This is a genomic window from Nonomuraea marmarensis (assembly GCF_043197025.1).
Lineage (GTDB): Bacteria > Actinomycetota > Actinomycetes > Streptosporangiales > Streptosporangiaceae > Nonomuraea > Nonomuraea marmarensis.
This window is the reverse complement of the sequence record NZ_JBICRM010000041.1, coordinates 1-23140: the sequence shown is the minus strand read 5'-3', so window position 1 is coordinate 23140 and position 23140 is coordinate 1. Positions and strand designations below refer to the sequence as shown.

Below are 23140 nucleotides of genomic sequence, written 5' to 3'. Positions count from 1 at the left end.
CGATCACTCTTCAGTACTGGTGCTGAACCGGATAAGTACCGCGAACGTAAATTCCGCATGTCCGTGCCGTCAATAGCCGTGACGCTTTCGAGACGTGCGCTCGCAAACGCTCCCACGGCCGAGGATGCGCGCGTCCAGGCACGATACGCCGAGACCGGGTGCGGCCTGGCTAACCGGTTCAACCGGCTGGCACCCCAGGGCCTGCGCCGGGGTGGCGTCAGAGCCAGCCCATGCGCTGGGCGGTGCGGATGGCCTCCAGCCGGTTCTGCGCGTTGAGCTTGGTCATGGCGCTCGACAGGTAGTTGCGTACGGTGCCCTCGGTCAGGTGCAGCTCGCCCGCGATCCTGGAGATCGGGGCCCCGTCGCCGGCCAGCCGCAGCGCGTCCCGCTCCCGCTCGGTCAGGGGGCTGTCGCCCGCCGCCATCGCCGCGGCGGCCAGCTCCGCGTCCAGGTAGCGGCCGCCCGCCTGGACCTTGCGGATCGCCGTCGCCAGCTCCTCCGCCGGGGCGTCCTTGCCGAGGAACCCGCTCACCCCCGCAGCCATGGCCCTGCGCAGGTAGCCGGGGCGGCCCAGGCTGGTCAGGATGACGATCTTGCACTGGGAGCTGATCCGCTCGGCCGCGCTCAGGCCGTCCATGCCGGGCATCTCGATGTCGAGCACGGCCACGTCGGGCCGGTGCTCGGCCACCGCGGCCACGACCTCGTCGCCCCTGCCCACCTGGGCAATGACCTCGATGCCGTCCTCCAGGTCCAGCAGGGCCGCGATGGCGCCCCTGATCAGGTGCTCGTCGTCGGCGAGCAGCACCCGGATGATCATGCGGGCACCGCCGCCCGCAGCAGGTAGCGGCCTTCGCGCGTCGGCTCCCCCTCCAGGGTGCCGCCCGCCGCCCGCACCCGCTGGGCCAGCCCTGCCAGACCGTTCGGCGCGTGCTCGCCCACCGGCCCGCTCACCCCGTCGTTGGACATCTCCAGCACCCCATCCTCGATCGTGATCGTGCAGCGTTCGGCCTTGCTGTGCTTGAGCACGTTGGTGGCGCCCTCGCGCACGACCGTGGCCAGCAGCGTGCGGGTCTCCGGCGTCAGCGAGCCCGTCTCCGCGCGTACGGTGCAGCGTACGTCCGCCGCCTCCAGCACCGCCCGCACGCTGGCGAGCACCTCGTCCAGGTCGATGGCCCGGTAGCTCTGCACGACGGTGCGCACCTCGCGCAACGACCGCCTGGCCAGGTCGCGTACCTCGAACATCTCCTCGGCGGCCGCCTCAGCGCCCGTCCGCAGCGTCGCCTCCGCGCCGGCCGTCCTGGCCGAGATGTCGGTGAGGCTCTGCCCGAGCAGGTCGTTGAGGTCACGGGCGAAGCGCAGCCGCTCCTCCGAGACCGCCAGCCTGGCCCGCGCCTCCTGCCCTTCGTAGGCCTCCTTGGCCACCCGCCACAACCACAGGTTCGCCCGCACGCCGCCCACGGTGATTACGGTGAGCACCGTCTGCACCAGGAGCAGTTGCAGCACCAGCCCGCCGAACAACCCCACGTAGAGGTTGACGGCCACGATCGACCCGACCGACAGCACGATGACGGTACGCCTGCGGACGAACGGCGCCAGCGTCCCCAGCCACACCGGGACCACCCACATGATCGGGAAGACGGACAGGAGCAGGACGGGGACCCCGGTCACCGCCAGGATCGCCGTGGGGCGCCGGCCCCCTCTGATGGCGACCCTGAACGGCCGCGTCGCCAGCACGTTGAAGACCAGCAACAGGGCGGCACCGCCCACGGCCAGCGGCCACGGCAACCCGAGCTGCCGGCGGACGTACAGGTCGTAGTAGCCGACGAGGGAGTACACCTGGATGAAGTCGGTGGAGTAGACGATCAGCCAGCGGACCTTGTCCAGCTTCGTCGCCCGGGAGAGCCGGCTCATGCGGGCACCGCCGCGCGCAGCAGGAACTCGCCTGCCGGAGTGGGCGCCGCGGAGAACGAGCCGCCCGCCGTGGCCAGCCGCTCGGACAGGCCGCGCAGGCCGTTGCCCGGAGCGGACGGTCGCGCGGTCACGCCGTCGTTGAGCATCTCGAGCACGCCGCCGTCGATCGTGATCGCGCAGCGCGTGGCCGTGCTGTGCTTCAGGACGTTCGTGGCCCCTTCGCGCACCGCCCACGCCAGCAGCGTCCTGGCGGCGGGCGAGAGACCGTCGGCCCTGGCGTCGATCACACAGCGAGCGCCCGCCGCCTCCAGCGCGGCCCGCACTCCGGCCAGCTCCTCGTCCAGGTCGAGCGCCTGGTAGCCGTGCACCGCCCGCTGCACCCTGGCCAGCGAGTCGCCGGCGAGCTGGCCTACCTCGGCCATCTCCGCCGCCGCCCGCCCGGCGTCCTTGGTCGCCAGCTTGGCGGCCAGCTCGCTCTTCAGCGTGATGACCGACAGGCTGTGCCCGAGCAGGTCGTGCAGGTCACGGGCGAAGCGCAGCCGCTCTTCCGACACCGCCAGCCTGGCCTTGGCCTCCTTGCTGTCGTGGGCGTCCCTGATCGTCCACCAGAGCCAGCGCCAGAGCAGCATGGCCCCGGTCAGGGCGACTGCGCTGACCGCCTCCGGGATCAGCACGCCCGGCCACGCCTCGCCGGTGATGACCACGACGTAACCGCTGACCAGGCCGACCACGACCGCTCCGAGGCAGGCGGTCACGGCCAGGGGCACGTAGAGGGCGGCGGCGGACAGCCACAGGATGCCGACCTCCAGCCAGGTGGCCGTGCCATCCATCGGCTGGGACGGCAGGAGCAGCACCGCGCCCACCGCCAACAGCCCCGCGATCATCAGCTTCGGCGTCGGCCGCGGGCGGGACTCGTAGGCATCTCTGAGCAGGAAGGGGAAGATCCCGAAGAATCCGAGCAGGCACACGATGACGATCGCCGCGTTCGGGGCGGAGATCCGGCCGTTCGCCGCGTGCAGGGCGGTGAGCGTCAGGAAAATGACGCCCATGAGGGCCACCATGGCGTCCATCCAGTAGAGCAGGATCTTCCGCGCCGTCTCCGGCCGCGTCGCCATCACGCCTCCCCCGGGTGAGTAAGGAAATCCTATAGTCATGGCGGAGCCCGCCAAAGAATTCGCGACACGCGGGGCGGGGGCGCGACGCCGCGCAGTGACAACCAGGCCAGCCCGTGGCGGGCGGCGTAGGCGGCCAGCTTGCGGGCGTCGAGCTCGCTCAGGTCGCCCTCGCGCGCCAGCACCGGGGTCAGCGCGACGCGCCGCCACGCCTCGTCCGGGTCCGCCAGGCCCTGGGCCCGCGCGATCTGGTCCCTGGCCGCGCGCACGGCCGCCGCCACCCTGTGCAGGCGGCCGTCGGACGCGGCGCGCGGCTCGATGGCGGCCAGCAGGTTGACGGTGCCGACCTCGGCGCCCGCCCGCCGGGTGGCCCGCAACATCGCGACGTCGCCCGCACCCAGCCCGTACGACTTCAGCGGCAGCGTGAAGCTCACCCGCAGCCGTCGCTCGTGCTGCATGGCCTGGATGGCCCTGGCCCTGCGCAGCACCGCGGCCCTGTCCTTGCTGTCGCGGACCTCGAAGTCGATGGAACCCGCGTCGAACGCCCCGACCACCCTGCGGTAGGCGGTGGCGAGACCGCCCGGCCGGACGCAGGTGACGGCCAGCTCCCTGCCGCCGGGGCCGCCGAAGACGGGAGCGGCGTCGCCGCCCAGCGCCCTGAGCCGGCCGATCCCGTTGGCCACCGGGTTCCTGCCGGGATCCAGGGTGCCCGCCCATTTGGGGGCGCAACCGTCGCCGCCCGCGACCAGGTGGCCCAGGGCGTACCTGCGGACTCCGGTGCGGCGCGACTCTTTGGGCAGGTCGAAGCCGGGCTCCCGGGCGATGTCGACGAACCCGACGAACCCGGAGAACGCGGCGGCCGGAGATGCCACCGGTGACGAGGCGGTAGGGGAGTGCCTCGCCACCGGCGGCGGCTTGGGCGGGGGCGCGGCGCCCGCGGGAAGCAGGCGGACCGCGACGCCCGTGGCGCCGGTGAGCGCGAGCGCGCCCAGGATCGCGAGAGGGCGCGGGAGCAGGCCGGGCTCCCTCTTGTGCCGTGGCATAGGCCACCCCCAATGAGAGCAGCATGTGATCGGTCGGCTACGTACGGCGCTTGGCGTCGTGAACGCTAGCAAGCACGTACGGCGTGGCGCGGGCCTTTTCCGGTACGCGTCCGTTGTGTGCGGATAATGTGGGCATGAAGCTGCGGATCTTCACCGAGCCCCAGCAGGGCGCGACATATGACGACCTGCTCGCCGTCGCCCAGGCCACCGAACGGCTGGGTTTTGACGCTTTCTTCCGTTCCGACCACTACCAACGCATCGGCTCCGGCGATGCGGGCCCCGGCTCGACCGACGCGTGGGTGACTCTTGCGGCCCTGGCCAGGGAGACGTCCCGGATCCGGCTGGGCACCCTGGTGTCGCCGGCCACGTTCCGGCTGCCCGGGCCGCTGGCGATCAGCGTCGCCCAGGTGGACCAGATGAGCGGCGGCCGGATCGAGCTGGGCTTCGGCACCGGCTGGTTCGACGGGGAGCACTCCGCGTATGGCATCCCGTTCCCGCCGGTGGGCGAGCGGTTCGGCCGTTTCGAGGAGCAACTGGAGATCATCACCGGATTGTGGACGGCGGAGAAGAGCTACTCCTTCGACGGCCGCTACTACCGGCTCGTCGATTCGCCCGCGCTGCCCAAGCCTGTCCAGCAGCCCAGGCCGCCGATCATCATCGGCGGCTTCGGGACCAGGCGCACACCACGGCTGGCGGCGGCGTACGCGGACGAGTACAACGTGCCGTTCCGTACGGTGGCCGACACCGCTGAGGCGTTCGAGCGGGTACGCGAGGCGTGTGCGGAGACCGGGCGTACCGTGCGGTTCTCGGTGGCGCAGACCACCGTCGTGGGCGCCGACCGCGCGGAGGTCGAGCGGCGCGTGGCCGCCATCGGCGAGAACCCCGGCAACCTGGGCGAGGCCGGCCTGGCCGGCACCCCGGCCGAGGTGCTGGCGAAGATCGGGAAGTTCGCCGAGCTGGGGGCCGAGCGGGTCTACCTGCAGATCATGGACCTGGCCGACCTGGAACACCTCGAGTTGATCGCGGCCGAGGTGCTCCCGCACGTGTAGTAATCGGATGGCGGCGCTTCTCGGGGTTACGGCAGACTTGGGACGTGCTGCTGACGATCACGACCACCGCGAGGCCCGCCACCGACCTGGGGTTTCTCCTGCACAAGCATCCCGAGCGGGTGCAGGAGTTCGGCCAGTCGTTCGGCACGGCCACGGTGTTCTACCCGGAGGCGGGCGAGGACCGTTGCACGGTGGCGCTCATGCTCGAAGTCGACCCGATCGCGCTGGTCAGGTCGCGGGGCAGGAACTCGCCCGACTTCAGCCTGTCGCAGTACGTCAACGACCGCCCCTATGCGGCCTCCTCGCTGCTGGCCGTGGCGCTGGCCGACGTGTTCCGCACGGCGCGGGCAGGCCGGTGCAAGGCCAGGCCCGAGCTGCCGGGCTCGGCGCTGCCGCTGGAGCTGCGGCTGCCCGCGCTGCCCTGCCGCGGCGGGCCGGAGCTGGCGCGGCGGCTGTTCGAGCCGCTCGGGTGGGAGGTGGACGCGCAGGCGTTACCGCTCGACGAGGGCTTTCCCGAGTGGGGCGAGTCGCGATATGTCCGGATCGCTCTCCGCGGCACCGCCCGGCTGGCAGACGCGCTCAACCACCTCTACGTGCTGCTGCCGGTGCTCGACGACGGCAAGCACTACTGGATCGCGCCCGACGAGGTCGACAAGCTGATCAGGGCCGGTGAGGGATGGCTGCACGGGCATCCGGAGCGCGGGCTGATCACCCGGCGCTACCTAGGACGGCGCTGGGCCCTGGCCCGCACGGCGCTGGCCCGGCTAGCCGAGCTGGGAGACGAGACGGAGGAGCAGCTGGAGCCCGCGGTCGAGGAGGAGCCGCCCGCTGAGGAGACGGCGTCCGGCGAACCGGCCGCCGCCGAGGCCGACGCGCCTGACGTGCAGGCGCCCGAGCCCGAGCCCGAGCCCGCCAAGCCCAAGGCGCTCAACGTACGCCGCCGCGAAGCCGTGCTCGCCAAGCTGGCAGAGCTGGGCGCGGTCAGCGTGATCGACCTGGGTTGCGGCCAGGGTGAGCTGGTCGGCGCGCTGCTGGCCAGGCCCAGGTTCGCCAGGGTCGGCGGCATGGACGTCTCGTCGATGGCGCTCACCATCGCCGCCCGCAAGCTGCGCCTCGACCGCATGCCCGACACCAAGCGCGCCAGGCTCACCCTGTTCCAGGGCGCGCTCACGTACACCGACAAGCGCCTGTCCGGCTACGACGCCGCAGTGCTCATGGAGGTCGTCGAGCACGTCGACCCGCCGCGCCTGGAGGCGCTCGAACGCGTCGTGTTCGGCCACGCCAAGCCCCAGCACGTGCTCGTCACCACCCCCAACATCGAGCACAACGTCCGCTACGAGTTCCTGACCGGGCTGCGCCACCCCGACCACCGCTTCGAGTGGACCCGCGCCGAGTTCACCGCGTGGGCGTCGAAGGTGGCCACGCGATACGGCTACAGCGTCGCGTTCGAGCCGGTAGGCGACGAAGACCCGGAGGTCGGCCCGCCGACCCAGATGGGAGTGTTCACCCGTGATCAGCGTTCCTGAGCTCTCCCTCGTGGTGCTCGTCGGCGTGTCGGGCAGCGGCAAGTCCACGTTCGCGGCGAAGCACTTCAAGCCCACGCAGGTCATCTCCTCCGACTTCTGCCGCGGCCTGGTCTCCGACGACGAGAACGACCAGTCGGCCACCCCCGCGGCGTTCGACCTGCTGCACCACATCGTCGGCGTGCGCCTGGCCAGGGGCCTGTTCACCGTGGTCGACGCCACCAACGTCCAGTACGCCGCCCGCCGGAGCCTGCTCGACCTGGCCAAGCGGCACGACGTGCTGGCCGACGCGATCGTCCTCGACGTGCCCGAAGAGGTGGCCATCGAGCGCAACGCCACCCGCCCCGACCGCGACTTCGGCCCCGGCGTGGTGATCCGGCAGCGCAAGGACCTGCGCCGCTCGCTCGGCAAGATCTCCAACGACGGGTTCAGGCGGGTCCACGTGCTGCGCGGCCTCGACGAGGTCGAGAGCGCCGCGATCACGTACGAGAAGGCGTGGTCCGACAAGACGGAGCTGACCGGTCCGTTCGACCTCATCGGCGATGTGCACGGCTGCCGTTCGGAGCTGGAGACCCTGCTGCGCGCGCTCGGCTGGCAGGGCCTGACGCATCCCGAGGGCCGTACCGCCGTGTTCGTCGGCGACCTGGTGGACCGCGGCCCCGACACACCCGGGGTGCTGCGGCTGGTCATGGACATGGTCGAGGCCGGCACCGCGATCTGCGTGGCCGGCAACCACGAGCAGAAGCTGGTACGCGCGCTCAACGGCCGCAAGGTCACGGTCGCGCACGGCCTGCAGGAGTCGCTCGACCAGCTCGCCGCGCAGCCGCCCGAGTTCGTGGAGCAGGCCAGGACGTTCATGGACGGCCTGCTCAGCCACTACCGGCTCGACGGCGGCCGGCTCGTCGTCGCGCACGCCGGGCTCAAGGAGTCCTACCACGGCCGCGCCTCCGGCCGCGTCCGATCCTTCGCTCTCTACGGCGACACGACCGGCGAGACCGACGAGTACGGCCTGCCGGTCCGCTACCCGTGGGCCGACGACTACCGCGGCCGGGCCATGGTCGTCTACGGCCACACGCCCACGATCAGGCCCGAGTGGGTCAACAACACGATCTGCCTCGACACCGGCTGCGTGTTCGGCGGCCACCTGACCGCCCTGCGCTACCCGGAACGCCAGATCGTCCAGGTCCCGGCGGAGAAGGTCTGGTACGAGCCGGCCAAGCCGCTCGGCGACGCCCATGGCCGCGACCCGGGCATGCTGGCCATCACCGACGTGATCGGCACCCGCTATGTCGAGACCAGGTTCGGCCCCAGGGTCAAGGTCATGGAGGAGAACTCCGCCGCGGCCCTGGAGGTCATGAGCAGGTTCGCGGTGGACCCGCGCTGGCTGGTCTACCTGCCGCCCACCATGGCCCCGCCGGAGACCTCCCGGCTCGACGGCTACCTGGAGCACCCGCACGAGGCGTTCGAGGAGTTCGCCGCCGCCGGGGTGCGCGAGGTCGTGTGCGAGGAGAAGCACATGGGCTCGCGGGCCGTGGCTGTGCTGGCCAGGACGCCCGAGGTGGCCGCGGCCAGGTTCGGCGTGGCGGACGGCAGCACCGGCGCCGTCTACACCCGCACCGGGCGGCCGTTCTTCAACGACATGACGCCGCTGGTCACGCGGCTGCGCGAGGCGTGCGAACCGCTGTGGGCCGAGCTCGGCTCCGACTGGGTGGTGCTCGACTGCGAGCTGCTGCCCTGGTCGGCGAAGGCCGGCGAGCTGATCAGGTCGCAGTACGCCTCCGTCGGGGCGGCCGCCCGCGCCGCGCTGCCCGAGGCGGTCTCGGCCCTGGAGGCGGCGGCCGGGCGCGGACTGGATGTGGGCGATCTGCTGACCCGCACCCGGCGCCGCTCCGGTAACGCTGCCCTGTTCCGCGACGCGTACGCACGCTATTGCTGGCCGGTCGACGGTCTCGAAGGCGTCAGGCTGGCGCCGTTCCAGATCCTGGCCTGCGAGGGGCGGGCCACGGCGCTGGAGCCGCACGCCTGGCACCTGAACACGCTGGCGCTGCTCGACTCGCCGCTGATCACCAGGACCGAGCACGTCTTCGTCACCCTCGACTCGCCCGAGTCCAGGGCCGCGGCGACCGCCTGGTGGGAGTCCCTGACGGCGGCGGGCGGCGAGGGCATGGTGGTCAAGCCCGCCAGCCACGTGCCTGGGCGGGTGCAGCCGGGGGTCAAGGTCCGGGGCCGCGAATACCTGCGGATCATCTACGGCCCCGACTACACCGAGTCGCTCGACGTGCTGCGCCGGCGGTTCCTGGGCAAGAAGCGCTCGATGGCGCTGCGCGAGCACGCGCTCGGCCTGGAGGCGCTGTCGCGGCTGGCGGACGGCGAGGCGGGCTGGCGCGTGCACGAGCCGGTCTTCGCCGTGCTGGCCCTGGAGTCGGAGCCCGTCGACCCCCGGCTTTGACGGCGTGGCCTGCGGGTATGTACCCGCATGGCTACTCACCGAGAGCGTACCGGGCGGCCTACGAGCGGCCCAAGGCCCGCATCGGACCACAAGACGAGCCGGTCGGTGGGGCCAGGGTTTGGGTGTTGCCCAATCCCAGCGGACTGAACGCCCATTGGACCCTGGCCACCATCGCCGGCGAGCTGCGCCGCCTGCGTGCGTCCTATCTGGCCGCGAAATCCTGGGACCAGTAGATCCGGCCCTGGGGGTTCCTGGCCGCGCCGACACCGATGAGGTTGTAGGCGCAGTTCATGATGTTGGCCCGGTGACCTGGACTGTTCATCCAGCCCTGGACCACCGAGGCCGGAGACGGCTGGCCGAAGGCGATGTTCTCGGCGAAGGCCGTTCCGCCGGTGAAGCCGCTGGCCTTGATGCGGTCCATGAAGCTGCGGCCGTCCTTGGAGGCGTGGTCGAAGTAGTTCTGCTTCGCCATGTCGTCGGAGTGGCCGAAGGCGGCGGTGCGGAGTTGCGGGTCGTGCTTGAGCGGCCGGCAGCCGCCCTGGGCCCGCGCGACGTTGGTCAGCCTGAGGACCTCGTTCTCCTCGGGCGTGCCCACTGTCCCTGACGCTGGGGGCGGCGTGGTGGGGGTGGGCGTGGGCGTGCTTGCGGGGGTGCAGGACAGTTTGACCGCCCTGGACTTGACGCTGTGGCCGCGATAGTCGGTGGCGGTCGCGTAGTACGTGCCGGGGCGGCACCGGAGCGCCAGGGTGATGCGGCCCTTCCTGGTGGCCCCGCTCTTGACGACGGGGTCGCGGCCCGGCACGGCGCGCTTGATGCGGATGCGCATTAACGCGGGACCGAAGCAGCCGCGGCGGGTGGCGAATGACTGGATCTTGAGGGTGGTGCTGAGACGGGGCTTCGCCACACTCACGCGGCACGCGGCCGCCTCTGACGCTGTCGCGGCCTGCGCGGCGCCGAGCGGCGTGCAGATCGCCGCCAGGCTGACGAGCCCGGCGAATGCCCCAAGGGGTCTACGCATAGGGGGTCTCCTCCAGTTGCGGTAGACGCTGGATGGCTCCGCATTCTGTCGGGACCGTAACCAATTTGTCATGAAATTTCGGATATTCCTCTGAGACTCAGGTAAACCAAAGTGATCTCTGAAGCGTCTGGACGCCCTGTCTCAGACCCTCCAGTCCATGGTCGAATCCCTCCCGGCGGAGGCGTCTGACAGTGGGTACGCAAACGCCCCGCCACCGGTTCGGTGGCGGGGCGTCGCATGATCGTGCGTCATGCCGGTCAGGGCATGATCTACCCCCTGACCAGCAGCGCCACGCACTCCACGTGATGGGTCATCGGAAAGGCGTCGAAGGCCCGCAGGTCAGCCAGGGCGTAACCGCGTTCCGCCAGCCAGGACAGGTCGCGGGCCAGGGTGGCCGGGTCGCAGGAGACGTACACGATCCGGAGGGCCTCAAGCCCGGCGATCCGGTTCACCACCTCGCGCCCCAGCCCCGCCCGGGGCGGGTCCACCACCACGATGTCGGCGCGCTCGATCTGGAAGCGGTCGAGGGCCTCCTCCACCCGCCCCCGCTCCACCCGCGCCTGGGGCAGGTCGCGGAGGTTGGCGTGGGCGTCGCGGACGGCGGACGCCTCCGACTCCAGCCCGAACACCGCCCCGGACGGCCCCACGGCCTCCGCCAGCCCCGCCGCGAACAGCCCCACCCCGCAGTAGAGGTCGAGCGCCCACTCCCCCGGCTCCGGCGCCGCGTAGGCCAGCACCGCGTCCAGCAGCGTCTCGGCGGCCCCCGGGTGCACCTGCCAGAAGCCGCTGCCCGCCACCCGGAACTCGCGGTCGCCCACCTGCTCGCGCAGCACCCCCGACCCGCGCCGCGGCACCGTGCGGCCCTTGCCCTCGTCGAGCAGGATCGAGGCGGGCGCGTCGAGGTCGGGCACGGTGACGCTGCGTCGCGGCCTGGGCGTGACCACCACGGCCCGGTCGCCGACCGAGGAGGCGATGACCTCGACGCCGGAGGCCCCCGGCCAGGACTGTCCCTCCGCCCCGACCGCCTCCACCTCGGGATGGGCGATCAGGCAGGCGTCCACCACCTCGATCTCGTGCGAACGGTGCCTGCGGAAGCCCAGCTCGCCGGAGGGAAGGGCGGCGAACTGCACCCGCGTACGCCAGCCGAGCCCGTCCTTGGCCCCCGGCACCTCCTCGACCACGACCTCACGCTCGATGCCCGCGAGCCGGTGCAACTGCTCGGCCACGACCTGCGCCTTGAGCCGCCGCTGCGCCTCCGGGGTGGCGTGCTGCCAGTCGCACCCGCCGCAACGGCCGGGCCCCGCGTAGGGGCAGGGCGGCACGACCCGGTCGGGCGACGCCTCGAGGATCTCGACCGCGTCGGCCCGCAGGAACCGGGTCGTCTCCTCGGTGACGTCGGCGATGACGCGTTCGCCGGGCAGGGCGTGCCGCACGAAGACCACGCGCCCTTCGTGTCGTGCCACACACCAGCCGCCGTGTGCGACCGGACCTACCGTAAGCTCGAGAGATGCCTGTTCCACACCAACACCCTATCTGTGGCCTGGACGACGGCTTGATCCACTACTCTGGGTGACCGTGGACAGGGTGGTACTCAGGCGTCTCGGCTTCGGTGGGACGCTGCTGGCCACGTTGTTCGCCTGCGCGTCGCTGACGCCGTCGCTGCTGCCCCGCACGTGGCTGTACCAGGGGGTGATGTGCGCGGTCACCGGCATTCTCGGCTACGCCCTGGGCGCGGCGGCGGGCGCACTGGGCCGGATGGTGATCCGATACCGGCTGCCCGAGCGGGGGCGGCGGATCGCCTGGCAGGTGATGAGCGGCGGGTGCGCGGGGCTGGCGGTGGCGGCGCTCGCGTACAGCATCGAGTGGCAGCGCGACCTGCGCGCGCTCATGGGCATGGATACGCGGCTCACGTGGTTCCCGCCGCTGATCGTCGCCGTCGCCGTCACCCTTTTCACGACAAGTCTCATTATTTCCAGACTTGTACGCCTAGGCGGCCGCAAACTGATCACCTGGCTGGACCGGTACGTCCCCTTCTACATCGGCCACACCATCGGCGTGCTGCTCATCGCCCTCCTGGTGGCGGTGTTCGCCAACGACGTGCTGTTCGCGGCGTTCGTGGCCCGGGTGAGCGACATCTCTTCGGTCACCAACCAGGGCACCCAGCCGGGCGTGCGCAGGCCCACGTCGAGCAACCTGTCAGGCGCCCCCGGCTCCCTGGTGAGCTGGGACTCGCTGGGCAGGGAGGGCCGCCGCTTCACCGGCACCGCCGCCACCCCGGCCAGGCTCACCGCCTTCTCGGGACGCCCGGCCGCCCGGCCCATCAGAGTCTACGTCGGCCTCGAGGGCACCACCTCGCCGCAGGCCCAGGCGGCGCTGGCGGTACGCGAGCTGGAGCGCACCGGCGCGTTCGGCCGCCCGGTGCTCGCCGTGCTCGGCACCACCGGCACCGGCTGGGTGGACCCGCACATAGCGGACACGCTGGAGTACATGTACAACGGCCGCTCCGCCATGGTCGCGCTGCAGTACTCCTACCTGCCGAGCTGGGTGTCGTTCCTGGTCGACCGGGACAAGGCGGCGGCCACGGGGCGGGCGCTGTTCGAGGCGGTGCACGACAGGCTGGCCAGGATGCCGGTCAAGAGCCGGCCGCGGCTGGTGTTGTCGGGCGAGAGCCTGGGCTCGTACGAGCTGGAGGAGGCCTTCAGCGACCTGGACGACCTGGCGGCGCGGGCGGACGGGGCGATGTTCGTCGGCCCGCCGAACGCCAACCCCATCTGGCACCACCTCACGACCGAGCGCGAACGCGGCAGCCCGGTCTGGCGGCCCGTCTACGACGAGGGCAGGACGGCCAGGTTCGCCCAGCAGCCCGCCGACCTGAAGAATCCACCGGCGCCCTGGCCGCACCCGCGCGTGGTCTACCTGCAGAACACCTCGGACCCGGTCGTGTGGTGGTCGCCCGCGCTCGCCTACCGCAGGCCGGCCTGGCTGGAGGGCCCGCGGGGGCCGGGCATCAACCCGCAGATGAACTGGTTCCCGCTGGTGACGTTCTGGCAGGTGCTGGTGGACATGACGGCCGCGCTGTCCGTACCTGCCGGGCACGGGCACCGGTACGCCGCCAACATCGTGGACGGCTGGGCCGCCGTCGCCGCCCCGCCGGGCTGGAGCGCGGACGACACCCAGCGGCTGCGCACCTTGATCAGCTCGTCTTGAGCCGCTCCTCGTCCTTGACCGCCTTGTCCCAAGGACGGCGCACGGACCCGGGCGCGAACGGCTCAGGCCGGCCCAGGAGCCGGTCGGAGGAGTGCAGCTGCCAGGGCACGCTCGTCACCATCACACCCGGCTTGAACAACAACCGCGCCTTCAGCCGCAACGCGCTCTGGTTGTGCAGCAGGTGCTCCCACCAGTGGCCGACCACGTATTCGGGGATGAACACGGTCACCACGTCCCGCGGCGAGCGCCTGCGCAGCGTCTTGACGTAGTCGAGGATCGGCTGCGTGATCTCCCGGTACGGCGAGTCGAGCATCTTGAGCGGCACCGGGATGCCCCGGCGTTCCCACTCCTCCTGCAGCTTGAGCGCCTCCTCGCCCTCGACGCCCACGGTGATGGCCTCCAGCGTGGACGGCCTGGTGGCGCGGGCGTACGCGAGCGCGCGCATGGTCGGCTTGTGCAGCTTCGAGACGAGCACGATCGTGTGGTTGCGCGCGGGCAACATGGCCGGCTCGTAGTCCTCGCTGATCTCCAGCTCGGCCGCCACGTTGTCGTAGTGGCGCCTGATGCCCTTCATCATGAGGAACAGGATCGGCATCGCGATGCACACGATCCACGCCCCGACCAGGAACTTCGTCAGCAGCACGACCACCAGCACCAGCCCCGTCATGATCCCGCCGAAGAAGTTGATCACGCGGGAGCGGTGCATCTGGTGGCGTACCTTGGGGTCGGTCTCGGTCTTCAGGTGGCGGGTCCAGTGGATGACCATGCCGGTCTGGCTGAGCGTGAAGGAGACGAAGACGCCGACGATGTAGAGGTTCAGCAGGCGGCTGACGTCGGCCTGGAACCCCCACAGCAGCAGGCACGCGCCGAGCGCCAGGATGACGATGCCGTTGGAGAAGGCCAGCCGGTCGCCGCGAGTGTGCAGCTGGCGCGGCAGGTAACGGTCCTGCGCCAGAATCGAGCCGAGTACGGGGAAGCCGTTGAACGCCGTGTTGGCCGCCAGGAAGAGGATCAGCGCGGTCACCGCCGAGATCACCACGAACGGCACCGACCCGCCCCCGAACACCGCGTCGGCCACCTGGGCGATGATCGGCTGCTGGTAGTAGCCGGGGCCGACGGGCGTGCCGTCCGCCCTGAGCAGGTCCTCGGCGACCACGGTGGGCTCGGCCACCTTCACCCCGGACGCCAGCCCGAGCGCGATGATGCCGCCGAACATGGTGACCGCGACCAGGCCCATCATGAGCAGCGTGGTGGCGGCGTTCTTGCTCTTGGGTTTCCGGAACGCGGGCACGCCGTTGCTGATGGCCTCGACCCCGGTCAGCGCCGCGCAGCCGGAGGAGAACGCGCGCAGGATCAGGAACGCGGCGGCGAAGGAGGCCAGCTCGGTCTGCTCGGGCTGGATGGTGAAATCGGCGCTCGGGGCCCTGAGCTCGTCCCCCAGCACCAGCAGCCGGAACCCGCCCCAGGCGACCAGCCCCAGCACGGCGATCATGAACGCGTACGTGGGCACGGCGAAGGCGGCCCCGGACTCGCGGATGCCGCGCAGGTTGACCACGGTGAGCAGGATCACGATGGCGATCGCGATGGCGGGCCGGTGCTGGCCCACGAACGGGATCGTGGCGCCCACGTAGTCGACGCCGTTGGCGACGGACACCGCGACGGTCAGCACGTAGTCGACCATGAGGGCGCTGGCCACGGTGAGCCCGGCGTTCTTGCCGAGGTTGGTGGTCGCCACCTCGTAGTCGCCGCCGCCGCTGGGGTAGGCATGGACATTCTGCCGGTACGACGCCACGACCGTGAGCATCACGACCACGACGGCTATCGCGACCCAGGGGCTGTAGGCGTAGAAGGACACTCCGGCCAGCGACAGGATGACCAGGATCTCCTGGGGGGCGTACGCCACCGAGGAGAGCGCATCGCTGGCGAAGACGGGCAGGGCGATGCGTTTGGGCAGGAGTTGCTCGTGAAGCTGCCCGCTTCGCAGGGCACGCCCCACGAGCACGCGTTTGACAAGATCCGTTACCTTCGCCACGTAACGAGATGCTAGCCCCATGCCGAGGCCCTAAACGCGGCGCTCCCCCCTCGGGCCATACTGGTGTCCAGCAACCGGCCGACCGCGAGCATGCGGGGGGAAATGCATATAGTGATCATGGGGTGTGGCCGGGTGGGTTCGACCCTCGCGCACATCCTCGAAGACAGCGGCCATTCCGTCGCCATCATCGACCGCGATCCGCAGGCGTTCCGCCGGCTGCGCGCCGGGTTCCGAGGGCGGCGGGTGACGGGCGTGGGCTTCGATCGCGACGTGCTCATCGAGGCCGGCGTCGAGTCCGCGGCCGCCTTCGTGGCGGTCTCCAGCGGCGACAACTCCAACATCATCTCCGCCCGCGTGGCCCGCGAGACGTTCGGCGTCGACAATGTGGTGGCCCGCATCTACGACCCTCGCAGGGCCGAGGTCTACCAGCGGCTGGGCATCCCGACGGTGGCGACCGTGCGCTGGACCGCCGACCAGATCCTGCGCCGCATCCTCCCGGAGGGGGCCGAGCCGCTCTGGCGCGACCCCACGGGCACGGTCGTGCTGGCCGAGGTCACCGTACATTCCACGTGGATCGGCACCCGCGTCGTCGACCTCGAACACCGCGTCAGGACGCGCGTCGCCTTCCTCAACCGCATGGGCGAGGCCCTGACCGTCACGGAGGACACCGTGGTGCAGGAGGGCGACGTGCTGCACGTCATCGCCGCGGAGAACGACATGGACCGGATCAACAAGGTGCTCGCCGCGGCACCGGAAGAGGACGAGTGATGCGCGTCGCCATCGCCGGAGCGGGCGCCGTCGGCCGTTCCATCGCGGCCGAGCTCCTGGAGAACGGCCACGAGGTCCTGCTCATCGACGTCGACCCCCGGGCCATCAAGATCGACAGCGTCCCCCGGGCCGAGTGGCTCCTGGCGGACGCCTGCGAGATCGCCTCCCTGGACGAGGCCGGCCTCAACAACTGCCACGTCGTGGTGGCCTCATCGGGCGACGACAAGGTGAACCTGGTGGTGTCCCTGCTGGCCAAGACCGAGTACGGCGTACCGCGCGTGGTGGCCCGGATCAACCACCCGAACAACGAGTGGCTCTTCAACGAGTCATGGGGCGTGGACGTGGCCGTCTCCACTCCCCGTCTGCTGAGCGCGCTGGTGGAGGAGGCGGTCAGCGTCGGCGACCTGGTGCGCTTGATGACGTTCCGCCAGGGCCAGGCGAACCTGGTGGAGCTCACACTTGCCGAGGACGCGCCTGTGGTGGGGCAACGAGCAGGCTCGGTGCCCTGGCCGGTGGACGCGGCACTGGTGGCGATCCTCCGGGAGGGCCGGGTGCTGGTGCCGACCGCGGACGATCCTTTGGAGGCCGGCGACGAGCTGTTGTTCGTCGCCAATCAGGAGGTGGAGCAGGAGCTGGCCCACCTCCTCTCCCAGCACTAGACGGTACGAGGGTCACCAGGGGACCGGCGTACCGTCCCATGAGAAGAACTGCCCGGTGGGCCCGTCGTCCGGCAGCAGCGCCAGCCGGACCGCGCCCGCCGCGGCCTCGGCCGGGTCGCCGTCGCTGGCGGCGGCGGCGGCGTTGAGGTGCGGAAACTGCGGCCCGGTAGCCCCAGGTCAGGCCGGTGCGCCCCCGTGGTCCCGTTCCCAGGCGACCGGGTCGACGACCTCCGTCTGGTACTTGGCCATGAGTCCGGCGGAGATCCGCCCCCGTGCCTCGTCGCTGACCCCGTCCATCGCCCGGCTCAGCTCGTCGAAGTAGCCGAGGTAGAAGTTGGGGGTCATGACGGCGATGAAGCGGGCCGGGACGCCGCCGGCGTTGCTGAAGGTGTGCGGCACCCCGATCGGCACGAGCACCCAGCCGCCCGGCCCGACCCGGGTCACGCGGGTGCCGGAGGTGAACTCGATCTCGCCGTCCAGCACGAACCACGCCTCCTCGTGCCCGTTGTGCAGGTGCTGGAGCGGCGCGGCGAAGTCGGGCTGGATCACCATTTCGGCCACCATGAGATTTCCCGGGTACGGGAGCCGTCCTCCTTGACCGTCAGCATGGCGTTGCCGCCCAGCGGCACGGCCCGCCCTTCGCCGGGCGCCACGACGTTCATGTCCATGAGACCTCCTCCGGATTCGGCGAGGGTGGTGACGGGTCGACTGCCCGTCTGTCAGGGACTATCACAACGTGCGCGGTCATGTAGGTGACGAGCAGCAGCGTGGGAGCATCGCTCCCTCGTTGTCAGAGGCGGATGCAAGGATGTCCGCATGACCGGATGGGAACCGAAATCGGATCTTCACCATTACCTGCAGACCGCCCGTGAAGCCCTGCTGTGGAAGCTGGACGGGCTTTCGGAGTACGACATCCGCCGTCCGCTGACGCCTACCGGCACCAACCTGTTGGGGCTGATCAAACACGTCGCCGGCGTGGAGTTGGGGTATTTCGGTGACACCTTCGGACGGCCGTTCGCCGAGCCGTTGCGGTGGATGGAGGACGGGGCCGAGCTCAACGCGGACATGTGGGCGACCGCCGACGAGCCGCGCGAAGAGATCGTCGGGCTCTACCACCGGGCGTGGGCGCACTCGGACGCAACGATCGACGCGCTGGCGTTGGACGCGATCGGACAGGTGCCGTGGTGGCCGGACGATCGGCGTCGGGTAACGCTGCACCGGATCCTGGTACACGTGATCGCTGAGACCAATCGGCACGCCGGGCACGCCGATATCGTCCGGGAACTCATCGACGGCGCCGCCGGGCTGCGGGAGGGCAACGACAATCTGGCGCCGGGCGACCAGGCGTGGTGGGACACCTATCGGAGCCGGCTGGAGCGGGTAGCGAGGGAAGCCGGCCAGAACTGAAAGGTCAAGCCAGAGCCCTTAATCTAAGGCTGTACAGGCGAAAGGTCGTAAGGAAACGGGACGATGGACACGACCCAGCTGAGGACGAAGTTCGGCGAAGCACGCGTAGCCCGCCTCGCGACGGTCGATGCCGGCGGCACGCCGCATCTGGTGCCCGTGACCTTCGCTGTCCAAGGGGATGTCATAGTGACCGCGGTAGATCACAAGCCGAAGAAGACGACCAATCTGCAGAGGCTCCGTAACATCCGGCACAACCCGCGGGTGAGCATCCTCGTCGATCACTACGACGACGACTGGACACAGCTGTGGTGGGTTCGGGGGGACGGCACGGCGGTCGTACACGATGACGGACCAGCGCGAGAGGACGCCATCAGCGCCCTCACCCGCAAGTACCGGCAATATCAGCAGCACACACCCGAGGGGCCGGCCATCGTGATCACGATCAGCCGGTGGTCCGGCTGGGCGTACGAGGGTTAGATGACTCCGCCATCTGAGAGCGGTCGGCTGAGCCTCGGAGTCCCCCTGTCGCTGTCCGGCAAGTTCGCCCGCTTCGGCAAGCAGGCGCGGCTGGGCCTCGAGGTGTGGCACTCCTTTCAGGATGCCGTGGATCTGGTCATTGAAGATGATCAGAGCAATCCGAACACGCTGGAAGACGTTCTCCGCCGTCTGTCGCAGCGTTGTGACCTCCTGCTGGGGCCCTATTCGACGCGGCTGATGCGGCGGGCGGGTGACGTCGCCGCCGCGATTGATCGGCTGCTCTGGAACCACGGCGGCTCAGGCGACGACGTCGAGGAGGCGCACCCCCATCACGTCGTCTCGGTCCTCACGCCGACGAGCCGGTACGCGGAACCCTTCATCCGGCACCTGGGCGACTCCCCCGAGCCCCTTCACCTCTGGATCGTCCAGGGAAAGGGCAGCTTCGGGCGCCAGGTGGCAGCCGGGGCCGAGGCGTTGGCGCGGTCGGTTGGGCTGCCCTGCACTCGCCTGGCGACGCTGCCGCCGGAGGTCCCTGAGCCGTGGAGCCTGTTCTGCGCCGGAGCCTTTGAGGAAGACGTCGAGGTGGTCAAGCAGGCCCAAGCGATGGAAACGCCGCCGACGGAGATCTGCGCGGTGGCGGCGGGTGTTCGCGAGTTCGGCGAGGCGGTTGACGACCCTGAAGGGATCTACGGAGTCGGGCAGTGGGCTCCCGGCGCCGGACACACGGCGGAAATCGGCATCTCGGAGCACGACTTCTTGGCTTGCTACGAAGGTCACGCGCTTCCGGACTATCCGGCCGTACAGGCAGCGGCAGCCGCGACCATCGCGACCCATTGCGCAAGGCTGGCGGGCAGCACCGAACGGGACGCGCTCTGGTCAGCAGCCTCGGCTCTCGAAACGGTCACCCTCTTCGGCCCTTTCAAGATCGATACCCGCACAGGCGTACAGATTGGCCATCAAGCGGTGCTGACACGATGGGCCGCCGACGGCCCTACGGCCGTTTGAAGCGTCCGATCAATCTGGAACCCCTCGCGACGACACCCGTCTGTGAGCCTGGATCCGCGAGTTCGTTACGGCGCTGGCCAGAGGATTGATGCATGTCTGAACAGCGGAAACGGCTACGTTAGATCGTCGAACTCCCCGTCCTTGACCCCTCCAAAGAACGCCTCAAGCTCCGGGCGGGTAAAGGCCAGGATGGGTCCGGTCGGGTTCTCGCTGTCGCGAAACAGCACCAGAGGTCCTCGGTTGGCCTTGTGGGGGGTGTCGGCCGGTGCGGCATCGGCGAGGGCGACTTCCACACAGCCGTTGCCTCCGTCGCTTCGCCGGCTCTTCCGCCAAGTGAGGGTGGAGGGGTCGATTGGACTTGGGTGCATGACTTGCTGGTCCTCTTCCATCTATAGGCGTCCGACCACTTCTGTGATCAACTCTGCAGAGTCGTCCGGGCTGAGCGCCATTGCACGCATTTGGTCGAAGGCGAGGCTATAGCGGTGAACCTCACTGTCGTCCTCAATCCACAGGCTACTCGTCATGGTCTCGATATAGACCACGTCAGGGTCGTACACCTCGGGGAACGACAAGATGGAGAACGGGGTGTTGGCCCCGGGATGGGCGCCAACGGAGCTGGCGAGGACCTGGATCGTGACGTTGGGCAGCTCGGACAGTTGGATCAGGGACTCGCACTGGGCTTTCATGATCTTCGAGCCCCCGACCAGGCGCTTGAGTGCCGCTTCGTCGAGAACCATCCAGATGCTGAGCGGATTGTCCCGATGAAGGATCTTCTGTCGAGTCATGCGGATCTCTACGCGGCGGTCAATCTCGGAGGCGGGCGTGAACGGCATCAATGCCGCCCTGATGACGGCACGTGCGTAGTCTTCGGTTTGCAGGAGGCCGTGGATGAGGGTTTGTGAGAAGCACCGGATGGAGGTGGCCTCGGATTCGAGGCCGATGTAATTGGCGTAGTCCGTCGAGATCGTCTCGTACGTGTCCCACCACCCACGCTGCATGGCGGTCCGTGCAAGGTCCTTGAGAGCTTCGCGTTTGGTGTCTGATACCTCGTAGAGATCGCAGAGCGCCGTAAGGTCGGGGGTTCGCACGCCGACTTGCGCCGTTTCGATGCGGCTGACCTTGCTGACGGACCACCCGAGCCGCTCCCCTGCCTGCTCCCCTGTGAGTCCGGAGCGCTCGCGCAGAATGCGGAGTTCTCCCGCGAGCCTGCGTCGGCGGAGAGTGGGACCTCGCCCACCAGCCATTAGTCGAACCCCCTTCGCTGCGTGGCTCCCAGTGTTCCGCACAGCCTCCGCATCTGTACTACGGTCACAGACAGAGAATACAACGGCAAATTTGCAGTTTCACTTGCGGCGCATAGTCTGAATGAGTCAAGCTGCAGTTACAGCGAGTGAGGGCTGCGGGACGCGACAGCGCTGGATCTGCACACAGGCCCGAAGTCGCCATCAGTGGGTGGATGCGCCTGACCGGCGCACCCCCGGACGGGTCTGGGAGGTGGCGTGAAGAGCGAAGAGTTCCTGGCCGAGTTGGTACTTCCGGGCAACCGGCGTTCGGTGTCAGTGGCCCGTCACTGTGTCGGGAACGTTCTGAAGGCAGCGGGGCATCTGAGCGCGGACAGCGCGCTGCTCGTGGTCAGCGAACTGGTCGCGAATGCCGTGCTGCACACCGTCTCGGGACTGGCGGGCGGGTTGGTCACGGTGGTCGTCCGGGAGATCGGTGACGCCATTGCCCGTATTGACGTGATTGACCAGGGAGCGCGGACCGTTCCCCGGATGCGTGAGTCCAGTGAAACGGACTGCTCGGGGCGAGGCCTGCGGATAGTCGGAGAAACAGCGATCCGCTGGGGCGTCAGCGACGACGCGCTCGGCGGCTGGGCCGTGTGGGCGGAAGTGCTCACCACGGAAGACGCCTCAGCCGCCGTCACGGATACCTCGCTCACTGAGGTGGATGCCTGATGCCCCGTCCCCGACGTGTGCCGGGGACGGGGCGGAGCGCAGCCCGTTCGACAGCTCGCATGGGTGTTTCAGCCCGCACGTGCGGTCGCCTACGGCTGAAATGGACCGCTCCAAGAAGGGGCGTCGAACCGCGCGTCTTGCTGTGGACATGCGCCTGCCGTCGCGGGTTCTACGAGCTGTGCCAGGCGGGAGGCGAACAGTTCCCATCCGCTGGACGCAAGCGGAGCCGGACGACGAGGTGATCAACGAGAGCGATCGGTGGCCCGACGTCAAAGCGCGTGTGGGATTCCCCGCGGCGTGGACACTGTTGCTGCAGCCCTGGCAAGGCCGGTCACCTGTGCAACGCCATCGCGGAAACCACCGCGTCGCGCAGGCCGCCGGAGGATGAAAGAGTTCACTGATCCAGTTTGGGGGTCTGCCGCCTCCGCCGCCGCTCCTTGTATGGAAGTACCTGTAGCCGACCTTCTCGGCGGAGGCGACGGAAGACGACATTGATGTAGGCCGGCATGACGATGAAGCAACCAAGGAACCAGCCGAAGATGTACGGACTGCTGTCCAAGCGGGTCAGTTGATACGGCCACACCACAAAAAGGATTGTCCAGACGCCTGCCGCGATGGTGTGGAAGGTCAGCGGACGGCTGAGTTTGAAGGCGCGCCGTATCTGGCCTAGGCCGCTCCACCAGCACATCCACCCAGCGAGTCCACTGGCCACGAGAATCGACCACACTCGAATGATGAGCGTCGGATCGTTCTCGGCGCCGATCAGCACCGTTGGGGTCAGCATGAGGATGGGAAGCCCTGGCAGGAACGTCGCGAACTGAGCGGCCTGGAGCCGTACGTTCTGCTCGTCGAGAGAGGCTGCCGTTGTACGGGCCAGGTCACGGTGCTGGAGAAACGCTGTGCGGGCACCCGGTCCGTAACGCTCTGCCTTGATCGCCTTCCAGAGTAAGCCGAGTAGGAGTCCGGCTCCTACGACGATCATGAGTCCCAGCAGTGAATGCCCATCGTCGCTCGGCCCTCTCAAATCCAACCCCTCGGCAACCTCGTCGCCAAGGAACTCCATCACCCAAACGATCGCCATCTTGACCAGCACAACCGCCACGATCGCCAGGAGGCCCAAGCCGACGACACGTACGCATCCCCCGGGCTTCTCCGCCCCTTCCTGGCCGGGATGTCTGTCGAGCAGTGCTGCGATCTCATTCGCGAGCGCCGACAGTTCTTCATCCAGCGACGCCTTGCGAGCTCGGGCAAGGTCTGTTTGACCAGCGCGGACGTTCCCCTGGTGGGCATAGATCAGCGCGCTAAGGAGGAGTGCCTCCGGATCATCCGGGCGTTCTGCCAGCATGCGCCCGACGTAGGAGCGCGCCCAGGGAAAGCTGCGCTCATCGCACAATCGCTGTAAGCAATCAGAAGGATCTGTGACGTTGCGTGATACGAGCTGATCAGGCGTCGAGTGCGACGGGCGGCATCCACAGGTTGCCGGTGAAGGCGCGGTGGATCGCGTCGAAGGCCGACAGGCCGTGCT

The 23140-nt window shown here is 69.5% G+C and carries 23 protein-coding genes; 11 read left to right on the top strand and 12 right to left on the bottom strand.

The window, feature by feature from the left end; all coding sequences use genetic code 11:
* Positions 1 to 217: 217 nt before the first annotated feature.
* The 4 genes from ACFLIM_RS42755 to ACFLIM_RS42740 are packed head-to-tail and all read right to left on the bottom strand — an operon-like array spanning position 218 to position 4066.
* Positions 218 to 814 carry a response regulator transcription factor gene (locus ACFLIM_RS42755; protein WP_393175271.1) on the bottom strand — a complete coding sequence of 199 codons (597 nt, stop codon included), beginning with the start codon at positions 812 to 814 and terminating at the stop codon, positions 218 to 220.
* Positions 814 to 1911: a sensor histidine kinase gene (locus ACFLIM_RS42750; protein WP_393175167.1), complete on the bottom strand. Its 1098-nt coding sequence runs from the start codon at positions 1909 to 1911 to the stop codon at positions 814 to 816. The genes ACFLIM_RS42755 and ACFLIM_RS42750 overlap by 1 nt, the downstream gene beginning before the upstream one ends.
* Entirely contained in the window at positions 1908 to 3026 is a 1119-nt protein-coding gene (locus tag ACFLIM_RS42745) for a sensor histidine kinase (protein WP_393175165.1), read from the bottom strand. Before ACFLIM_RS42745 ends, ACFLIM_RS42750 begins: the two co-directional genes overlap by 4 nt.
* Before the next feature lie 35 nt (positions 3027 to 3061).
* On the bottom strand, positions 3062 to 4066 hold the full coding sequence (locus ACFLIM_RS42740) for a hypothetical protein (RefSeq protein ID WP_393175163.1): 1005 nt from the start codon (positions 4064 to 4066) through the stop codon (positions 3062 to 3064).
* 134 nt (positions 4067 to 4200) lie between these two features.
* Here ACFLIM_RS42740 and ACFLIM_RS42735 point away from each other — a divergent pair, with 134 nt between their 5' ends.
* Genes ACFLIM_RS42735 through ACFLIM_RS42720 form a run of 4 tightly spaced genes read left to right on the top strand, consistent with a single transcriptional unit; the run spans position 4201 to position 9320 of the window.
* Positions 4201 to 5115 (top strand): LLM class F420-dependent oxidoreductase, encoded by a 915-nt coding sequence (locus ACFLIM_RS42735; RefSeq protein WP_393175161.1) that lies wholly within the window; start codon positions 4201 to 4203, stop codon positions 5113 to 5115.
* A gap of 44 nt (positions 5116 to 5159) precedes the next feature.
* Entirely contained in the window at positions 5160 to 6641 is a 1482-nt protein-coding gene (locus ACFLIM_RS42730) for a 3' terminal RNA ribose 2'-O-methyltransferase Hen1 (RefSeq protein ID WP_393175159.1), read from the top strand.
* The gene (locus ACFLIM_RS42725) at positions 6625 to 9087 is read left to right on the top strand and encodes a polynucleotide kinase-phosphatase (RefSeq protein ID WP_393175157.1); all 2463 of its coding nucleotides are present in this window, start codon (positions 6625 to 6627) and stop codon (positions 9085 to 9087) included. Before ACFLIM_RS42730 ends, ACFLIM_RS42725 begins: the two co-directional genes overlap by 17 nt.
* Before the next feature lie 17 nt (positions 9088 to 9104).
* Positions 9105 to 9320, top strand: coding sequence for a hypothetical protein (locus ACFLIM_RS42720; RefSeq protein WP_393175155.1), 216 nt, complete (start codon positions 9105 to 9107; stop codon positions 9318 to 9320).
* Here the strand turns inward: ACFLIM_RS42720 and ACFLIM_RS42715 are convergent.
* Both ACFLIM_RS42715 and ACFLIM_RS42710 read right to left on the bottom strand, forming a co-directional pair.
* Positions 9290 to 10105, bottom strand: coding sequence for a CAP domain-containing protein (locus ACFLIM_RS42715; RefSeq protein ID WP_393175153.1), 816 nt, complete (start codon positions 10103 to 10105; stop codon positions 9290 to 9292). The two genes, ACFLIM_RS42720 and ACFLIM_RS42715, sit on opposite strands and share 31 nt — an antisense overlap.
* A gap of 269 nt (positions 10106 to 10374) precedes the next feature.
* Positions 10375 to 11625, bottom strand: coding sequence for a class I SAM-dependent RNA methyltransferase (locus ACFLIM_RS42710; protein WP_393175151.1), 1251 nt, complete (start codon positions 11623 to 11625; stop codon positions 10375 to 10377).
* 55 nt (positions 11626 to 11680) lie between these two features.
* On the opposite strand from ACFLIM_RS42710, the gene ACFLIM_RS42705 reads away from it, so the two are divergent.
* Positions 11681 to 13312, top strand: coding sequence for an alpha/beta hydrolase (locus tag ACFLIM_RS42705; protein WP_393175149.1), 1632 nt, complete (start codon positions 11681 to 11683; stop codon positions 13310 to 13312).
* Here ACFLIM_RS42705 and ACFLIM_RS42700 read toward each other — a convergent pair.
* Positions 13299 to 15344, bottom strand: coding sequence for an APC family permease (locus ACFLIM_RS42700; protein ID WP_393175147.1), 2046 nt, complete (start codon positions 15342 to 15344; stop codon positions 13299 to 13301). The two genes, ACFLIM_RS42705 and ACFLIM_RS42700, sit on opposite strands and share 14 nt — an antisense overlap.
* 102 nt (positions 15345 to 15446) lie before the next feature.
* On the opposite strand from ACFLIM_RS42700, the gene ACFLIM_RS42695 reads away from it, so the two are divergent.
* Both ACFLIM_RS42695 and ACFLIM_RS42690 read left to right on the top strand, forming a co-directional pair.
* Positions 15447 to 16112, top strand: a complete 666-nt coding sequence (locus ACFLIM_RS42695) for a potassium channel family protein (RefSeq protein ID WP_393175145.1) — start codon at positions 15447 to 15449, stop codon at positions 16110 to 16112.
* Positions 16112 to 16771 (top strand): potassium channel family protein, encoded by a 660-nt coding sequence (locus ACFLIM_RS42690; protein ID WP_393175144.1) that lies wholly within the window; start codon positions 16112 to 16114, stop codon positions 16769 to 16771. The genes ACFLIM_RS42695 and ACFLIM_RS42690 overlap by 1 nt, the downstream gene beginning before the upstream one ends.
* Before the next feature lie 177 nt (positions 16772 to 16948).
* Here ACFLIM_RS42690 and ACFLIM_RS42685 read toward each other — a convergent pair whose 3' ends face one another.
* Positions 16949 to 17323: a cupin domain-containing protein gene (locus ACFLIM_RS42685; RefSeq protein WP_393175143.1), complete on the bottom strand. Its 375-nt coding sequence runs from the start codon at positions 17321 to 17323 to the stop codon at positions 16949 to 16951.
* Entirely contained in the window at positions 17317 to 17439 is a 123-nt protein-coding gene (locus tag ACFLIM_RS42680) for a hypothetical protein (RefSeq protein WP_393175141.1), read from the bottom strand. The genes ACFLIM_RS42685 and ACFLIM_RS42680 overlap by 7 nt, the downstream gene beginning before the upstream one ends.
* A 148-nt stretch (positions 17440 to 17587) precedes the next feature.
* Here ACFLIM_RS42680 and ACFLIM_RS42675 point away from each other — a divergent pair, with 148 nt between their 5' ends.
* From ACFLIM_RS42675 to ACFLIM_RS42665, 3 genes are all read left to right on the top strand, one after another.
* Positions 17588 to 18178: a DinB family protein gene (locus ACFLIM_RS42675; RefSeq protein WP_393175139.1), complete on the top strand. Its 591-nt coding sequence runs from the start codon at positions 17588 to 17590 to the stop codon at positions 18176 to 18178.
* A 63-nt stretch (positions 18179 to 18241) separates the two neighbouring features.
* Positions 18242 to 18655 carry a TIGR03668 family PPOX class F420-dependent oxidoreductase gene (locus tag ACFLIM_RS42670; protein WP_393175137.1) on the top strand — a complete coding sequence of 138 codons (414 nt, stop codon included), beginning with the start codon at positions 18242 to 18244 and terminating at the stop codon, positions 18653 to 18655.
* The gene (locus ACFLIM_RS42665) at positions 18656 to 19660 is read left to right on the top strand and encodes an ABC transporter substrate-binding protein (RefSeq protein WP_393175135.1); all 1005 of its coding nucleotides are present in this window, start codon (positions 18656 to 18658) and stop codon (positions 19658 to 19660) included.
* Positions 19661 to 19773: 113 nt separating this feature from the next.
* On the opposite strand, the gene ACFLIM_RS42660 is transcribed toward ACFLIM_RS42665, so the two are convergent.
* Together ACFLIM_RS42660 and ACFLIM_RS42655 are read right to left on the bottom strand one after the other, a co-directional pair.
* Complete coding sequence (locus tag ACFLIM_RS42660; RefSeq protein ID WP_393175269.1) at positions 19774 to 20028, bottom strand: DUF397 domain-containing protein; 255 nt, start codon at positions 20026 to 20028, stop codon at positions 19774 to 19776.
* A 21-nt stretch (positions 20029 to 20049) separates the two neighbouring features.
* Positions 20050 to 20904, bottom strand: coding sequence for a helix-turn-helix domain-containing protein (locus tag ACFLIM_RS42655; protein WP_393175133.1), 855 nt, complete (start codon positions 20902 to 20904; stop codon positions 20050 to 20052).
* A 255-nt stretch (positions 20905 to 21159) separates the two neighbouring features.
* Between ACFLIM_RS42655 and ACFLIM_RS42650 the strand changes: the two genes are divergently transcribed.
* Entirely contained in the window at positions 21160 to 21615 is a 456-nt protein-coding gene (locus tag ACFLIM_RS42650) for an ATP-binding protein (RefSeq protein ID WP_393175131.1), read from the top strand.
* 394 nt (positions 21616 to 22009) lie between these two features.
* Here ACFLIM_RS42650 and ACFLIM_RS42645 read toward each other — a convergent pair whose 3' ends face one another.
* Positions 22010 to 22960 (bottom strand): hypothetical protein, encoded by a 951-nt coding sequence (locus ACFLIM_RS42645; protein WP_393175129.1) that lies wholly within the window; start codon positions 22958 to 22960, stop codon positions 22010 to 22012.
* Positions 22961 to 23140 lie beyond the last annotated feature (180 nt).

Bases quoted from the DNA above. Each gene is read 5' to 3' on its own strand.
- ACFLIM_RS42680 (WP_393175141.1), bottom strand. From the start codon at position 17,439: ATGGACATGAACGTCGTGGCGCCCGGCGAAGGGCGGGCCGTGCCGCTG.
- ACFLIM_RS42740 (WP_393175163.1), bottom strand. From the start codon at position 4,066: ATGCCACGGCACAAGAGGGAGCCCGGCCTGCTCCCGCGCCCTCTCGCG.
- ACFLIM_RS42660 (WP_393175269.1), bottom strand. From the start codon at position 20,028: ATGCACCCAAGTCCAATCGACCCCTCCACCCTCACTTGGCGGAAGAGC.
- ACFLIM_RS42695 (WP_393175145.1), top strand. From the start codon at position 15,447: ATGCATATAGTGATCATGGGGTGTGGCCGGGTGGGTTCGACCCTCGCG.
- ACFLIM_RS42715 (WP_393175153.1), bottom strand. From the start codon at position 10,105: ATGCGTAGACCCCTTGGGGCATTCGCCGGGCTCGTCAGCCTGGCGGCG.
- ACFLIM_RS42665 (WP_393175135.1), top strand. From the start codon at position 18,656: ATGACTCCGCCATCTGAGAGCGGTCGGCTGAGCCTCGGAGTCCCCCTG.
- ACFLIM_RS42745 (WP_393175165.1), bottom strand. From the start codon at position 3,026: ATGGCGACGCGGCCGGAGACGGCGCGGAAGATCCTGCTCTACTGGATG.
- ACFLIM_RS42690 (WP_393175144.1), top strand. From the start codon at position 16,112: ATGCGCGTCGCCATCGCCGGAGCGGGCGCCGTCGGCCGTTCCATCGCG.
- ACFLIM_RS42655 (WP_393175133.1), bottom strand. From the start codon at position 20,904: ATGGCTGGTGGGCGAGGTCCCACTCTCCGCCGACGCAGGCTCGCGGGA.
- ACFLIM_RS42645 (WP_393175129.1), bottom strand. From the start codon at position 22,960: ATGCTGGCAGAACGCCCGGATGATCCGGAGGCACTCCTCCTTAGCGCG.
- ACFLIM_RS42735 (WP_393175161.1), top strand. From the start codon at position 4,201: ATGAAGCTGCGGATCTTCACCGAGCCCCAGCAGGGCGCGACATATGAC.
- ACFLIM_RS42670 (WP_393175137.1), top strand. From the start codon at position 18,242: ATGGACACGACCCAGCTGAGGACGAAGTTCGGCGAAGCACGCGTAGCC.
- ACFLIM_RS42750 (WP_393175167.1), bottom strand. From the start codon at position 1,911: ATGAGCCGGCTCTCCCGGGCGACGAAGCTGGACAAGGTCCGCTGGCTG.
- ACFLIM_RS42675 (WP_393175139.1), top strand. From the start codon at position 17,588: ATGACCGGATGGGAACCGAAATCGGATCTTCACCATTACCTGCAGACC.
- ACFLIM_RS42685 (WP_393175143.1), bottom strand. From the start codon at position 17,323: ATGGTGATCCAGCCCGACTTCGCCGCGCCGCTCCAGCACCTGCACAAC.
- ACFLIM_RS42720 (WP_393175155.1), top strand. From the start codon at position 9,105: ATGTACCCGCATGGCTACTCACCGAGAGCGTACCGGGCGGCCTACGAG.